Below are 12,653 nucleotides of genomic sequence, written 5' to 3'. Positions count from 1 at the left end.
TTACAATGTATTGGTGGCTGCTAACCATTGTTTGAGCTTTTTCATGGCTCGCTTTTGAATGCGGCTGACGGTCATTTGTGAAATGCCAAGTTGGCTCGCGATAGAGCGCTGGGTTTCGCCGCGGTGGAAAATCCACTTCAGTATGAGCCGTTCTTGTTCGCTTAGCTTTTGCATCGCATCTTCTAAGTCGAGGCGGTTAATCAGTGTTTCAAAATCATCCGTTTCGTCGGCGACGAATTCGCCAATCGTGCTCGCGTCTTTTTTTCCATCCTGCAGCGGCGCATCCATGGAAATGGCTTGATAATGCTCGCGACCTGCTAAAATTTCAATCGTTTCTTCAACGGATAAGCCTAAATATCGGGCAATTTCTTCGACATTCGGAGAGCGTTCCAGCTTCATGGTTAGCTCGTCAATCGCTTGTTGCACTCTGGCGCCTTTTTCTTTTACTTTCCGTGGGACTTGAATATACCATGCTTTGTCGCGCAAATAGTTTTTCATATAGCCGATCAAGCTTTTCATCACATACGGCTTCAGGTTTGTCCCTTGGTTTGGGTCATAATGCTCCAGCAGCCTTAAAAAAGAAAGGCGTCCAACCTGGAATAAGTCTTCGTAAAGATCGGGGCGGTTGCGCGACATTTTTTTGGCGGCGGCGATGATCAGCGGTTCAAAATGAAGCAGTAACTTGGTCGCGGCTTCTTCTGCCTTCGTCCTTTGGTAATCGCGAATAAGCTGCTTAAGGTTGCTCTTGGATGGAAGAGGAGGATATGAATTCATGGTTATGCTCTCCTTCGTTCCGATTGAGAAATTTGGTTAAAATAACTTCCGTTCCGTCAATCGTTAATACTTCTACTTGATCCATCAATGCCTGCATCATAAACAAACCGAGACCACCGATTTTCGCAGCGTCTAACGATTGATGGTGAAGGGATGCCGCCTGTTTTGCTTCTTGTTCGTAGTTAAAGCTTTTCCCATAGTCTTTGACGATGATGCGGATGGCATCGGGCTGCATTTCGAAACGAAGATCGATGCGTCCGGTTTCATCATCATAGGCATGAAGCACGGCGTTATTGCACGCTTCCGAGACGGCGACTTTCATGTCTTCGATGTCTTCGTAGGAAAATCCCATTTTTGCCGCCACTCCGTATAACGAAAGGCGTGCTAAGTCGATAAACTCTGCTTTCGCTGGAATCGATAGCTGCACAACTTGTTCAAACTCTTTCATCGTTCGCCTTCTGTCCTTTCTGTTTTGTTGTTTCACGTTCTGCCGCAAAAAAGCGGGAGACGCCGGTAAGGTCGAATAAACGTTGTATTTTCGGCGGAATGTTCTCAATCAAAACAGGAGCTTGCAATTGCTGGCGCCGTTTTAGTAATGATACAAAAATACCGATTCCGGTGCTGTCAATATAGGTTAAATCCTTCAAATAGATGACAAGCGTTTTGGTTTTATCATTGGCCAGCGGTTCGGCGATGTTTCGGAATTGTTCAGCGCTTGCCAAATCGAGCTCGCCTTTTACATAGATGACATGCCTGTCGCTCTGTTCCTCATGAATCACGTCAAACAGTTTCGTGTTCATTGTCTGTTCACCTCATTGCCGAATGATGGATGCTTTTTGTTTATATCATTATCATACCATAAATTGGGCTATTGCAGTGGATCCGGTATTTTCCCGTACGCTTGTAGTTCTTTATTGGTTCGCAGTTTTTCCATTTGTTTTCCGAGCAACTTGACGTCTTTTTCATTATTCGTCATATAGCCGCTGACCAATTCTTGGCTTTCCTTTGTTTGCACGGTGACACCGCATTTTTCCAAAATGTCCATCCAGCTCTCATGAACAGGTTCATCAATCACTAACAATATGCTTCTTGAGTGGCTATGCTTTATGTTCTCGAAAAGATGGGCTCGGTCAAAAGAAGAGGATACAGTCACGCCTGTTTCGTTTTGGATATATTTCGCCGCCTCCTCATCCGCCGTGGCGATCGCAAGGCGATATTTTGGCAGGGCGGCCTGTAACAATGCGTGAATGGCGCGAATGGCTTCCGATGTTTTCGCAAAAACAGCAACAACGGCCATCAAACCACTCCCTTTCAATGTTTACAACAGATTTACCCATATTTTAAAATATTGAAACAGCAACTATGGTGGATATTTTTTAAGGAGAAGAAAAAGGGGGAAATGGAATTTATCTTCCTCTCTGAACGGTTTATTTAGCCTGTTCGATTTGGTACATTAATAATAAGCAAACGAAAAGGGGTTAGCGAGATGGCTATTTTGAAAAATGACTGGGCTCCGCTATTGGAAGAAGAGTTTCATAAGCCATATTACATAAAACTGCGCGAATTTTTGAAAGAAGAATACCGTACACGGACGATTTATCCGGACATGTACGATATTTTTAATGCGCTTCACTATACGCCGTATGCGCAAGTGAAAGTCGTGATCTTAGGGCAAGACCCGTACCACGGGCCGGGACAGGCGCACGGGCTGAGTTTTTCTGTCAAACCGGGAGTGCCGCTGCCGCCGTCGCTTGTCAATATTTTTAAAGAGCTTCACGATGATTTAGGATGTTACATTCCAGACAATGGATATTTGGTAAAATGGGCGAAGCAAGGAGTATTGTTATTAAACACCGTATTGACGGTGCGCCGCGGGCAGGCCAATTCCCATAGGGGAAAAGGATGGGAGTTTTTCACGGATCGTGTCATTGAGCTCGTAAACGAAAAGCAAGATCCGGTCGTCTTTCTTTTGTGGGGGCGGCATGCGCAGGCGAAAAAAGAGCTCATTACGAATCGGCATCACTACATTATTGAGGCGCCGCATCCGAGCCCGTTTTCGGCGTCACGCGGCTTTTTTGGCCATCGCCCGTTTTCGCGGACGAACGCGTTTTTGCAGCAATGCGGGTACGACCCGATTGACTGGCAGATTGAGAACATAGGAAACAAAGCTTAAGTGATATGGATGAGACGAGGAGTGAACACATTGGCGATTTCGATTGCGACGATTTTGGCAAAAATGGAGGAAGAGCTGCAAAGAGCAAGGACGGCGGGCAGCCCGCAGCGCGTGCGGGAGCATATCGCCGCTGTGCGTGCTTTATGTGACTTGGTGTTGGAAGAAGAGGAAAAACGAGAAATGCCGGCGGTTTCTTTGCCGGAAGCGCCGCCGATTTTGATTCGGCAAGAAAAGGGAGAGCGAATCGATATCGGCGACGATGCGAACGGTCCGTCGCTATTCGATTTTTAAGTATAATTTTCTCATAATCGGTAGGCAAAAGGGAATAATGGTCAATAAACGGAGGTGGCAATATGTCAGATCGTTTTGATTTTTTCCCTTTTGTTGATACCGATGAAAATGAAGTAAAATTGTCCCACGATCGTTACGAAGTATATGTGAACGGCGATTTTGTCGGATATAAGATGCTGTTTGGCTCTAACGAGGACGTAGTGGATGTGGAACAGTTTTTGCGAAACCAAGGCTTTTCGCAAATTGAAGCAAAAGTGGATGGCGATCATTATGAAATTCACGCCGACCGTGATGAAGAAGAAAAAGTGAAAAAAGTGCTGGAAATGTATTTACAGCAGCGCTGAAAAACCCTTCTGAAGCAGAAGGGTTTTTCTTTGTTGTCGAAATACGTTATGATAGGGGTGAAAACTGTGCAGGAGAGGGCGGAGATACCATGAAAACGTTTGTCTTCCTTGGAGCGCTGAATGCCTTTTTAGCTGTTGCGCTTGGGGCGTTTGGGGCGCACGGGCTCGAGGGGAAAATTCCCGACCGTTATTTTGAAATATGGAAAACAGCGGTGCAGTACCAAATGTTTCATGCGCTTGGCCTGTTTGCCGTTGGGCTGCTGCTTGGCAAGTTTCCGCAAGCGGGCTTGATCAGCATAGCCGGCTGGATGATGTTTGTCGGCATTGTCTTATTTTCCGGAAGCTTGTATGTGTTAAGCGTGACGCAAATCAAACCGCTTGGAGCGATCACCCCGTTTGGCGGCGTTGCGTTTTTAATCGCGTGGGTGCTGATCGGTTATGCGGCAATGAAAATAGGTTGAGAGGAGCGTTTCCATGAAGCGCTCCTTCTTTCTTTTTTCGAATATAAACGGTTCTTTGCGGGTGGCAAATGGCCGAAAGTTTTTCTGACGTTCATTTACGGGGATAACCATATGCCAAAAACAAAGAGCAATCCGAAGACCCAGTGATGCCAGGCAGCCCATTTCATGCCGCTGATTTCTTCCATCCGTTCGGCTCCACAGCGGAAACACCAGCGAAGCCGAATGGCTAGCGGCAGAGCAAGCAAGGCTATTCCCGCTGTCCATGGAACGATATGGAAAGCGATCAAACTAATCATGGACAAGTAGGCGAGGGCGAGTATAACGGCAAGAAAACGTACAGCCCCCGCGCGTCCAAGAACGATCGCCAAGGTGCGGCGAAATGTCCGGTCTTTTTCGATGTCGCGTATATTGTTGGATAAAATCATGGAAGCGATCAGCAAGGCGAAAGGAAAAGAGACGGCAAAAACCTGGGCATCGGGTGGATCGCCTTGCACGGTATAGGCGAGGGAAGTGGCCACCGGTCCCATGAATACAGCAGCGACAAGCTCCCCTAAGCCTAGCGACGATAAAGGACGTGGGCCGGCCGAGTAGGCGTAACCGAACAGGATTCCTAAAGTGCCGGCGATGGCAATCCATAAACGGCTGTGCCAGGCTAGGTATGCACCAAGCAGCACCGCCGCAGAGAGCATGACGCCGGCGACAGCAGGAACAACATGATGGGAGGGGCCGCGGCCGAATGACGGATCTCCGGGTGTCGCCCACTTGTCGCGGTCTTGGCCGCGCAGGACGTCAAAATAATCATTTAACATATTTGTCACCGCTTTCTGCTTGTTGCCAAAGGGAATCGTTGGTAAAAATGTTTATTGCCCGCCGATAGCCGACAAACACTCCCCATGCCAAGGTGGCAAGGCCGATGAGAAGGGCGGCCAGCCATATATGGCCGTACGTCGTGTTCCACAAGTCATGCCAATGGCGGATCGGTCCAGCGACGGTGCCGAGCAAAATGCCGGTTATGATCACTCCGGAGCCTGCCAATGTAAGCGGCCAATGCGTCCATTGCATAAGAGAACGAAAAAATGGCTGCTGCTGGGAAGCCGGCATCGTTTTCGCTACGGGGTAGACCCCCCAACCGATAAAGAAAATGCCTCCTACCCAAATCATCGCGAGGATGATATGTATTCCCAGCAGAACTTCATGAACTACCCAGGCCATGCCGGGTCACCTCTTTTGCTTTGTTCGAGACCATTATACAATGTGGCATGCGGGCTAAGTGTGATTGGCATCACATAATCAGGGTGAATGTGCGTCCAGGTTGAAGCTTTTTCAAAGGCGGGGCAGCATGGGGATGGCATAAAAAATAAGGTTGCGTTTAGCAACCTTATTTTTTGCGGTTATCGTGGGGAATAACTGCTCAATTGCGCCGTCGCCCCGGCAAACGGATATTCATAGGAAATTTCTCCTTCAAACACGATGTAATCAAGATAAATCATCGGCAATAAGTAGCGCATTCCTGTTTGCGGATCGCTTAAGATCAAATGGTCGCGCCCTGCCGCTTCGATGTTGCCGCGGAATATTTTTGCGTTCCATTCCCGGTTGTTTTCAAACGTCATATATACGGTAATGAGTTTTCCTTTGTTGAGGCGCAAAATGTTTTCAATGTAAGACTCTTCAATCGGCAGCATCCCCGGAATGGACGGCTGGCTCGCCGTTGTCGGCGTTTGCATTGCGAAAGAAGGCGTTTGTAAGCCAAATGCAGGAGTTGGTGTCGTCATCGGTTGCGGGGAATAGTATGGATAAGCGGTTGGGTAATAAGCTTGTGGATACATATAACCATATGGATACGGCTGATAAGATTGATAAAATTGATATGGTTGTTGGCGTTCATCGTCTAGCGGATTATACGTATTTTCATAGGAATTTTTGGACATGGAAAAACCTCCTCTATAGAAATTTAATAATATACTCTTGGGCAATCACTCGGTGATGGCGCATAAAAGCAATGCGATTTATAACGGCCGACGTTCCGTTGACCAAACCACTGCGGTGGACAATCTGCGCCCGCTGGAGGTTTAAAAAACCAAAGCGCATAGGTGGCCGGATGGTACCGCCAGCCGCGAAGCACTTGACGGGCTAATTGCATGTCTAGTTGTCTTGCTCGTTGATAAAAATATCCTTTTTGCACTGCTTCAAAGCCGCCCGGGCTTTGAAACACCATTTGGCGGATGGTGCGTATTCCCCGAAAGTCAAGGCAATCGGCGATGCAACGGTTCACTCCGACGTTTCCTACCATTAACATGCCAAGCCGTCCGTCACCTTCTGCTTCCGCCCGCATCAGCCTTGCCAGCAGTCTTACGTCTTCCTCTGTATGTGCAACAACAGCCATGTCGTCACCTCAATTGTCTTTTTTCTCGACAATAATAGGCTATTGATACAAAGGAGGAATGGTGACAACGTCCTCGTAATTTTTCTAAGCGAATTTCTGATTTATATGTATGGGGGAAAAAAGCGGGATATGACAGAAAAAAAGGGGGCTGTCCGACAAAAATGAGGCACAGGCGAAAAAAGCCCGCTCCTTCAGTGAAGAAGCGGGGATTCATTACACATGGAAAAACGACGATACCTTCTCTGCTGTTAAGCGATTGCCGACAAAGAACGATCCGAATTCTCCATAGCGGGCGCTCACTTCATCAAAGCGCATTTCGTAAACGAGTTTTTTAAATTGCAAAGCGTCATCGGAGAATAATGTAACACCCCATTCAAAGTCATCCAAGCCGACGGAGCCGGTGATAATTTGCGTCACTTTGCCGGCGTATTTGCGGCCAGTCATGCCATGGGCGCGCATTAAATTGCGCCGTTCTTCCATTGAAAGCATATACCAGTTGTCATTGCCTTGACGACGCTTGTCCATCGGATAGAAGCAAACATGTTTCGTTTTCGGCAAAATTGGGTAGAGACGGCGGCGCACTTCCGGATTTTCGTATGGATCGCTGCCATCGGAAGGAAGATAGTTGCTTAGTTCCACAACGGATACATAAGAATATGCCGGAATGAAATATTCTGCCAATTTTGTTTTGTTTAGCGCCGTTTCGATTTCATTCAATTCTTCGATCGTCGGACGTAAAATCATAAACATAATATCTGCCTTTTGCCCGACAATCGTATAAATGGCGTGGCTGCCTTCTTTTTTATCCTCTGTTTCTTGCCATTTTTCGACTAATGATAAAAACTCATGAATGGCTGCTTCCCGCTCATCACTTGTTAACGTTTTCCAAGCGCTCCAATCCATAGAGCGGAAATCGTGAAGACAATACCAGCCATCGAGTGTGTGTACGGCTTCACTCATTTACATTCACTCCTTATATGTAATGTACAGTTTTACTATACCATAGTTTGGCCAAGAAACGCTCGAATGTCGCATATAGAAGCCAGTAAACTGAATTATTTTAATAAAGCGAATATTTGTTGTGAGTGCTTAATTTGGTTGCGTTTCTACATAATAAGAGTATCCTAGAGTATATAGAGGATTTCATACATTGAGGAGGATTGGCTCGTGAGTAGTGATTTATTTTCTGCCTTAAAAGAAAAAGTAGCAGGAAAACAACGGAAAATTGTTTTTCCGGAAGGTCTTGATGAGCGTATTTTAACAGCGGTAAGCCGCCTGGCAAATGAACAAATTGTAGCGCCGATTGTGATCGGCAACGAAGAGGCGGTAAAACAAAAAGCAAGCGAGCTCGGATTGACGCTTCCGAATGTCGAAATCATCGATCCGCATCAATACGAAGAAATGGACGAGCTTGTTCGCGCGTTTGTCGAGCGCCGTAACGGAAAAGTGACAGAAGAAGCGGCGCGTAAGCTGCTTTTTGATGATGAAAATTATTTTGGCACCATGCTTGTGTACATGGATAAAGCGCACGGGCTGGTGAGCGGTGCTGCCCATTCGACGGCCGATACAGTAAGACCGGCTTTGCAAATTATTAAAACAAAACCAGGCATCCGCAAAACGTCAGGCGTATTTATTATGGTGCGCGGTGAGGAGAAGTACGTATTTGCCGATTGTGCGATTAACATTGCGCCAGACAGCCAAGATTTAGCGGAAATTGCCGTAGAGAGCGCCAACACAGCAAAAATGTTCGATATCGAACCGCGTGTGGCGATGTTAAGCTTTTCAACAAAAGGATCCGCAAAATCGCCGGAAACGGAAAAAGTCGTCGAAGCGGTGCGTCTTGCAAAAGAAATGGCGCCAGATTTAGTGTTGGACGGCGAGTTTCAATTCGACGCCGCGTTCGTTCCGTCTGTCGCGAAAAAGAAAGCGCCGGATTCCGTCATTCAAGGAGATGCGAACGTATTTATTTTCCCAAGCTTAGAAGCAGGAAACATCGGCTACAAAATCGCTCAGCGTCTCGGCAATTTTGAAGCGATCGGCCCGATTTTGCAAGGGCTTAATAAGCCGGTTAACGACCTGTCGCGCGGCTGCAATGCGGAAGATGTGTACAAGCTTACGCTCATTACTGCAGCGCAATCGCTATAATTCGGAAAAGGGTGACAAAGCGGTCACCCTTTTTTTTCGTGTTGTGATATAATTTTTGCAGACTACTTCGTTAAGGAGAAAAGCAATGGTCCACGAATTGTTGCAACAGGCGAAATGGCGCATTATTGATCAGTCGCATTTTGGCCCGATGTTTGATGCGAAACAATCGTTTGCGATCGATGATACGCTTTGTACGTCAGTAGGAACGGGACTTTCCGATGCGGTCGTTCGCACATGGGTTCATTACAATACAGTGGTGTTAGGGATACAAGATACAAAGCTTCCCCATCTGCAGGAAGCCGTGTCTTTTTTAGAAACAAACCAATACAAGGTGATTGTCCGCAATTCTGGGGGACTTGCCGTCGTGCTTGATGACGGGGTGCTCAATGTATCGCTTGTTTTTCCGGAAACGACGAAAGCGATTGATATTCATCAAGGATATGAAGCGATGTGGCAGCTCATAAAGGCGATGTTTTCGTCTTACGGTAAAGTGATTGAAGCACGGGAAATCGTCGGTTCGTATTGCCCGGGCAGCTACGATCTCAGCATTGACGGCAAAAAATTCGCTGGCATTTCGCAGCGGCGCGTGCGCGGCGGCGTGGCGGTGCAAATTTATTTATGCATCAATGGAAGCGGCTCGGCGCGCGCCGAGCTAATCCGCCGTTTTTATGAGCTTGGATTGCAAGGAGAAGCGACGAAGTTTTCCTATCCGATCATTGTTCCAAGCACGATGGCGTCGCTTTCGGAATTGCTCGGAGACGAGCTGACCATCCCGGCCGTGATGCTCCTTTTATTGCGCACGCTCCAGTCGTTTGGCGGCCATCTGTACTCCTCGACGTTGACGGAGGAAGAGCTGTCTTTATACGAATATTATTGGGAGCGCATCGTCCGCCGCAACGAAAAAGCATTCGTTACATCATAAAGGCTGCCCCGTTTTCTCAGGGCAGCCTTTATTATTCTGCGATTTTTTCTAAATTTCCGTTTTGGTCCATGCGGAATTTGAGCGCCTGGCGCTCCTCTTCTTCTTGCAAAACAAGCTTTCGGGCTCTATTAATAATTCTTACTAATGTTTCGTAATCTTCTTGAATCGTGGAAGAGTTTTCTTCTAGTTTGGCAATTTTCTTTTCTAATTCTTTATTTTTCGCCCGCATTTCTTCATTTTCTTTGCGCAGACGTTCATTTTCTTTTGTCAATACTTCGTGCCGGCGATGAGCCGTTTTTAACGTTTGCAAAAAGGAAATCACTTGATCTAATGTAATCGATGATGATTCACTAGCAGAAGATACAACCGCCGGCAACTGGGTGATTTCCCCGATTTCTGCTAGCGAAGGAACAGGAGGATTGTAAAGCAGCTTTTTCTTCCCGCCTTGCTGTCCTAAAAGCCGCTGTCTTTCTTTGCGCTGCCGTTTGGCAAGCTGCAGCGCTTGTTCGTAACGGCGCCGGACGACCGCATTCCAGCGGAAGCCGCAAGCCGCCGATGTCCTGTTTAATTTATCGCCGACTTCTTCAAACGCGTTTAGTTGTGTGCTCCCTTCACGCACATGACGCAACACTGTTTCTGCTAATAGCAAATCTTCTTCTTCTGTCCATGCATCTTGCCGTTGCTTCATCGTTCTCAACTCCCCTTTTTCTTGTTTGCTAGTAGAAGCATGGCCAAAAATAGTAAATTTTATACATTTTTTAGTTTCGGTGAATCAAAAATTGCAAGAATTGTGCACGAACCGCGTGATGGGAGCGTATAGAGGAAGAAAATGGAATAGAGGCCGGAAGCCAACAAACTTGCAATAGGCAAAAAGAAGCGTTAGAATACACGATAGTGTAAACAAACGCAAGCGAGCGCAGAGAAAGGGTGAGCCAGCATGGCAAATGAATTTCGCGTTTGTGATGACTGCAAAGCGCCAAATTTGAAAACGTTAATTCCGCGTTTGAAAAAGTTGGATCCAGATGCGACCATTAAAATCGGCTGCCAGTCGTATTGCGGCCCGGGCCGCAAAAAGACATTTGCCTTTGTCAATAACCGTCCGGTCGCAGCATTGACAGAGGATGAGCTGATCGAAAAAATTGCCGAAAAATTAAAGAAGAATTAAAAAATCGCCTTCCTTTTTGATAAGAAGGTGATTTTTTGTTTCTATATTTTGGGAAATAATGAGAGGTAAAGAAGAAAAAATGAAGTATTTCTTTATAAAAGAAAACGGCTTATAATAGATTCATGTTAGAAATGGAAGAGGGGATAACATGGCATATCCCGGCGGGCAGCTGAGTGAGGAAAAAGTATTTAAGGATCCAGTGCACCGATACATACACGTTCGTGATAAAGTGATTTGGGATTTGATCGGAACGAAGGAATTTCAGCGTTTGCGCCGCATTAAACAGCTCGGCACGACGTATTTGACGTTTCACGGCGCCGAGCATAGCCGCTTTAACCATTCGCTTGGCGTCTACGAAATTATTCGCCGTATTATTGATGATGTGTTCGTCGGCCGTGAACATTGGGACCATAGTGAGCGGCTTCTTTGCCTATGTGCGGCGCTATTGCATGATTTAGGTCACGGGCCGTTCTCCCATTCCTTTGAAAAAGTGTTTCGGCTCGATCATGAAGATTTCACCCAGGCCATCATTTTAGGGGATACGGAAGTGAACGCTGTACTCCGCCGCGTCAGCGACGATTTCCCGAAAAAAGTGGCGGAAGTGATTGCAAAAACGTATCCAAATAAGCTTGTCGTCAGCTTGATTTCCAGTCAGATCGACGCCGATCGGATGGATTATTTGCTTAGGGATGCGTACTACACCGGCGTCAGCTACGGCAATTTTGATATGGAGCGGATTTTGCGCGTCATGCGTCCGCGTGAAGACCAAGTCGTCATTAAGCGCAGCGGCATGCATGCGGTTGAGGACTATATTATGAGCCGTTACCAAATGTATTGGCAAGTCTATTTCCATCCGGTCACGCGCAGCGCCGAAGTCATTTTAACGAAAATTTTGCACCGGGCAAAAAGGCTGTATGAAGAAGGGTATGAGTTCCAGACGAAGCCGATTCATTTTTACTCGTTTTTTACTGGGACGGTAGAATTGCAAGATTATTTGCAGCTTGATGAGGCGGTGATCTTGTTTTATTTTCAACAATGGCAACATGAACGAGACGCGATTTTGAGCGACCTATGCCGCCGTTTTGTCAACCGTCATTTATTCAAATATGTCGAATTTAATCCAACAAACGAGCAGATGACGAAGCTGATCGAACTGACGGGCTTATTTAAAAAAGCAGGCATTGATCCGGAATATTACTTGGTCGTCGATTCTTCATCCGATTTGCCGTATGACTTTTACCGCCCCGGCGAGGAAGGGGAGCGGCTGCCGATTTATTTATTGATGCCGAATGGAGAGCTTCGCGAGCTGTCGCGGGAATCGGTGCTCGTCGATGCCATTTCCGGAAAGCGCAGAACCGATCATAAACTGTATTTTCCTGCTGATTTCATTTATGATTTTTCGACAAAGCGGACGACAAAGAAAAAAATCATTGAAATTTTAGAGGGTTAGGAGATGACGGGGAGTGTTTACAGAGCATGCGAAAGTGATGAAGGCGCTGGCGGCAGCTGGGGAAATCGTCGGTCGCAAAAAGCTGCAAAAAATGATTTACATCGCCAAAAAGTTGCAGTTTCCGTTTTACGAGAAGTTTAATTTCCATTTTTACGGACCATATTCCGAAGAATTAACATGTCGGATTGAGGAGCTTTGTGATTTAGGGTTTTTGCACGAAATGAAAGAAAAAAAAGGCGGGTATTTTCAATATCGCTATACGCTGACGGAAGCGGGCATACAGTTTTTAAACCATTACGATTTGGACATGCCTTATTTGCGTGAATGCATGCAAGATATGAACGAGCAAAACTCGCGGTTTTTAGAGCTCGTATCGACGGTGCTCTATTTTGAACATTTACCGAAAGAAGAAGTGAAGGAAAAAGTATTTTTATTAAAAAGCAAGCAGCGCTACACGGAAGAAGAAGTGGAACAGGCGTATAACTATATTGAACAATTGCGCGCTAAAGTAAAAAACGAAGTCCGCGCCTGAACGGGACTTCGTT

General features: G+C 46.5%; 19 protein-coding genes. 9 read left to right on the top strand and 10 right to left on the bottom strand.

Translation table 11 applies throughout. From position 1 onward, the window contains the following. The 4 genes from GCA01S_RS02025 to GCA01S_RS02010 all read right to left on the bottom strand — a co-directional run bounded on the left by GCA01S_RS02025 (position 1) and on the right by GCA01S_RS02010 (position 2,071). Positions 1 to 774 carry a sigma-70 family RNA polymerase sigma factor gene (locus GCA01S_RS02025; protein WP_042406890.1) on the bottom strand — a complete coding sequence of 258 codons (774 nt, stop codon included), beginning with the start codon at positions 772 to 774 and terminating at the stop codon, positions 1 to 3. Further along, entirely contained in the window at positions 734 to 1,222 is a 489-nt protein-coding gene (rsbW, locus tag GCA01S_RS02020) for an anti-sigma B factor RsbW (protein ID WP_017436940.1), read from the bottom strand. The genes GCA01S_RS02025 and rsbW overlap by 41 nt, the downstream gene beginning before the upstream one ends. Next, a complete protein-coding gene (locus GCA01S_RS02015; RefSeq protein ID WP_042406888.1) occupies positions 1,209 to 1,574 on the bottom strand; it encodes an STAS domain-containing protein in 366 nt (121 codons plus the stop codon). Before GCA01S_RS02015 ends, rsbW begins: the two co-directional genes overlap by 14 nt. Before the next feature lie 68 nt (positions 1,575 to 1,642). Beyond that, positions 1,643 to 2,071 carry a hypothetical protein gene (locus GCA01S_RS02010; protein WP_042406884.1) on the bottom strand — a complete coding sequence of 143 codons (429 nt, stop codon included), beginning with the start codon at positions 2,069 to 2,071 and terminating at the stop codon, positions 1,643 to 1,645. Positions 2,072 to 2,260: 189 nt separating this feature from the next. On the opposite strand from GCA01S_RS02010, the gene GCA01S_RS02005 reads away from it, so the two are divergent. The 4 genes from GCA01S_RS02005 (at position 2,261) to GCA01S_RS01990 (ending at position 4,043) form a co-directional block, all read left to right on the top strand. After that, positions 2,261 to 2,947 (top strand): uracil-DNA glycosylase, encoded by a 687-nt coding sequence (locus GCA01S_RS02005; protein WP_042406881.1) that lies wholly within the window; start codon positions 2,261 to 2,263, stop codon positions 2,945 to 2,947. A 30-nt stretch (positions 2,948 to 2,977) separates the two neighbouring features. Further along, positions 2,978 to 3,238 carry a YwdI family protein gene (locus tag GCA01S_RS02000; RefSeq protein ID WP_042406879.1) on the top strand — a complete coding sequence of 87 codons (261 nt, stop codon included), beginning with the start codon at positions 2,978 to 2,980 and terminating at the stop codon, positions 3,236 to 3,238. Between the two features lie 62 nt (positions 3,239 to 3,300). Continuing rightward, the gene (locus tag GCA01S_RS01995; RefSeq protein WP_017436935.1) at positions 3,301 to 3,582 is read left to right on the top strand and encodes a hypothetical protein; all 282 of its coding nucleotides are present in this window, start codon (positions 3,301 to 3,303) and stop codon (positions 3,580 to 3,582) included. Positions 3,583 to 3,671: 89 nt separating this feature from the next. Then, a complete protein-coding gene (locus GCA01S_RS01990) occupies positions 3,672 to 4,043 on the top strand; it encodes a DUF423 domain-containing protein (protein WP_042406875.1) in 372 nt (123 codons plus the stop codon). A 95-nt stretch (positions 4,044 to 4,138) separates the two neighbouring features. On the opposite strand, the gene GCA01S_RS01985 is transcribed toward GCA01S_RS01990, so the two are convergent. From GCA01S_RS01985 to hemQ, 5 genes are all read right to left on the bottom strand, one after another. Continuing rightward, on the bottom strand, positions 4,139 to 4,852 hold the full coding sequence (locus GCA01S_RS01985) for a prenyltransferase (RefSeq protein ID WP_052510009.1): 714 nt from the start codon (positions 4,850 to 4,852) through the stop codon (positions 4,139 to 4,141). Next, the gene (locus GCA01S_RS01980) at positions 4,842 to 5,255 is read right to left on the bottom strand and encodes a hypothetical protein (RefSeq protein WP_042406871.1); all 414 of its coding nucleotides are present in this window, start codon (positions 5,253 to 5,255) and stop codon (positions 4,842 to 4,844) included. Before GCA01S_RS01980 ends, GCA01S_RS01985 begins: the two co-directional genes overlap by 11 nt. Positions 5,256 to 5,434: 179 nt before the next feature. After that, a complete protein-coding gene (gerQ, locus tag GCA01S_RS01975; protein WP_042406867.1) occupies positions 5,435 to 5,971 on the bottom strand; it encodes a spore coat protein GerQ in 537 nt (178 codons plus the stop codon). A gap of 23 nt (positions 5,972 to 5,994) precedes the next feature. Further along, on the bottom strand, positions 5,995 to 6,426 hold the full coding sequence (locus tag GCA01S_RS01970) for a cell wall hydrolase (RefSeq protein ID WP_042406865.1): 432 nt from the start codon (positions 6,424 to 6,426) through the stop codon (positions 5,995 to 5,997). A 213-nt stretch (positions 6,427 to 6,639) separates the two neighbouring features. Then, the gene (gene hemQ / locus GCA01S_RS01965) at positions 6,640 to 7,386 is read right to left on the bottom strand and encodes a hydrogen peroxide-dependent heme synthase (protein WP_042406863.1); all 747 of its coding nucleotides are present in this window, start codon (positions 7,384 to 7,386) and stop codon (positions 6,640 to 6,642) included. A 207-nt stretch (positions 7,387 to 7,593) separates the two neighbouring features. On the opposite strand from hemQ, the gene pta reads away from it, so the two are divergent. Beyond that, positions 7,594 to 8,571, top strand: coding sequence for a phosphate acetyltransferase (gene pta, locus GCA01S_RS01960; protein ID WP_042406861.1), 978 nt, complete (start codon positions 7,594 to 7,596; stop codon positions 8,569 to 8,571). An 85-nt stretch (positions 8,572 to 8,656) separates the two neighbouring features. Continuing rightward, positions 8,657 to 9,493: a lipoate--protein ligase family protein gene (locus GCA01S_RS01955; protein WP_042406858.1), complete on the top strand. Its 837-nt coding sequence runs from the start codon at positions 8,657 to 8,659 to the stop codon at positions 9,491 to 9,493. Positions 9,494 to 9,524: 31 nt separating this feature from the next. Here the strand turns inward: GCA01S_RS01955 and GCA01S_RS01950 are convergent, their stop codons facing one another. Beyond that, a complete protein-coding gene (locus GCA01S_RS01950; RefSeq protein WP_042406856.1) occupies positions 9,525 to 10,181 on the bottom strand; it encodes an RsfA family transcriptional regulator in 657 nt (218 codons plus the stop codon). A 249-nt stretch (positions 10,182 to 10,430) separates the two neighbouring features. On the opposite strand from GCA01S_RS01950, the gene GCA01S_RS01945 reads away from it, so the two are divergent. From GCA01S_RS01945 to GCA01S_RS01935, 3 genes are all read left to right on the top strand, one after another. Continuing rightward, positions 10,431 to 10,658 carry a YuzB family protein gene (locus GCA01S_RS01945; protein WP_017436925.1) on the top strand — a complete coding sequence of 76 codons (228 nt, stop codon included), beginning with the start codon at positions 10,431 to 10,433 and terminating at the stop codon, positions 10,656 to 10,658. 148 nt (positions 10,659 to 10,806) lie between these two features. After that, positions 10,807 to 12,108, top strand: coding sequence for an HD domain-containing protein (locus GCA01S_RS01940; RefSeq protein ID WP_017436924.1), 1,302 nt, complete (start codon positions 10,807 to 10,809; stop codon positions 12,106 to 12,108). 13 nt (positions 12,109 to 12,121) lie between these two features. Next, positions 12,122 to 12,640 carry a YwgA family protein gene (locus tag GCA01S_RS01935; RefSeq protein WP_042406853.1) on the top strand — a complete coding sequence of 173 codons (519 nt, stop codon included), beginning with the start codon at positions 12,122 to 12,124 and terminating at the stop codon, positions 12,638 to 12,640. Positions 12,641 to 12,653: the final 13 nt, after the last annotated feature.

The sequence above is a fragment of the Parageobacillus caldoxylosilyticus NBRC 107762 genome, from assembly GCF_000632715.1.
GTDB classification, from domain to species: Bacteria; Bacillota; Bacilli; order Bacillales; family Anoxybacillaceae; genus Saccharococcus; species Saccharococcus caldoxylosilyticus.
The sequence above is the reverse complement of the archived record's forward strand: the minus strand, read 5'-3'. Positions and strand labels throughout refer to the sequence as shown.

What these genes read in the sequence shown, in the direction of transcription:
- GCA01S_RS02025 (WP_042406890.1), bottom strand. Translation starts at nt 774, where the DNA reads ATGAATTCATATCCTCCTCTTCCATCCAAGAGCAACCTTAAGCAGCTT.
- rsbW (WP_017436940.1), bottom strand. Translation starts at nt 1,222, where the DNA reads ATGAAAGAGTTTGAACAAGTTGTGCAGCTATCGATTCCAGCGAAAGCA.
- GCA01S_RS02015 (WP_042406888.1), bottom strand. Translation starts at nt 1,574, where the DNA reads ATGAACACGAAACTGTTTGACGTGATTCATGAGGAACAGAGCGACAGG.
- GCA01S_RS02010 (WP_042406884.1), bottom strand. Translation starts at nt 2,071, where the DNA reads ATGGCCGTTGTTGCTGTTTTTGCGAAAACATCGGAAGCCATTCGCGCC.
- GCA01S_RS02005 (WP_042406881.1), top strand. Translation starts at nt 2,261, where the DNA reads ATGGCTATTTTGAAAAATGACTGGGCTCCGCTATTGGAAGAAGAGTTT.
- GCA01S_RS01995 (WP_017436935.1), top strand. Translation starts at nt 3,301, where the DNA reads ATGTCAGATCGTTTTGATTTTTTCCCTTTTGTTGATACCGATGAAAAT.
- GCA01S_RS01990 (WP_042406875.1), top strand. Translation starts at nt 3,672, where the DNA reads ATGAAAACGTTTGTCTTCCTTGGAGCGCTGAATGCCTTTTTAGCTGTT.
- GCA01S_RS01985 (WP_052510009.1), bottom strand. Translation starts at nt 4,852, where the DNA reads ATGTTAAATGATTATTTTGACGTCCTGCGCGGCCAAGACCGCGACAAG.
- GCA01S_RS01980 (WP_042406871.1), bottom strand. Translation starts at nt 5,255, where the DNA reads ATGGCCTGGGTAGTTCATGAAGTTCTGCTGGGAATACATATCATCCTC.
- gerQ (WP_042406867.1), bottom strand. Translation starts at nt 5,971, where the DNA reads ATGTCCAAAAATTCCTATGAAAATACGTATAATCCGCTAGACGATGAA.
- GCA01S_RS01970 (WP_042406865.1), bottom strand. Translation starts at nt 6,426, where the DNA reads ATGGCTGTTGTTGCACATACAGAGGAAGACGTAAGACTGCTGGCAAGG.
- hemQ (WP_042406863.1), bottom strand. Translation starts at nt 7,386, where the DNA reads ATGAGTGAAGCCGTACACACACTCGATGGCTGGTATTGTCTTCACGAT.
- GCA01S_RS01955 (WP_042406858.1), top strand. Translation starts at nt 8,657, where the DNA reads ATGGTCCACGAATTGTTGCAACAGGCGAAATGGCGCATTATTGATCAG.
- GCA01S_RS01950 (WP_042406856.1), bottom strand. Translation starts at nt 10,181, where the DNA reads ATGAAGCAACGGCAAGATGCATGGACAGAAGAAGAAGATTTGCTATTA.
- GCA01S_RS01945 (WP_017436925.1), top strand. Translation starts at nt 10,431, where the DNA reads ATGGCAAATGAATTTCGCGTTTGTGATGACTGCAAAGCGCCAAATTTG.
- GCA01S_RS01940 (WP_017436924.1), top strand. Translation starts at nt 10,807, where the DNA reads ATGGCATATCCCGGCGGGCAGCTGAGTGAGGAAAAAGTATTTAAGGAT.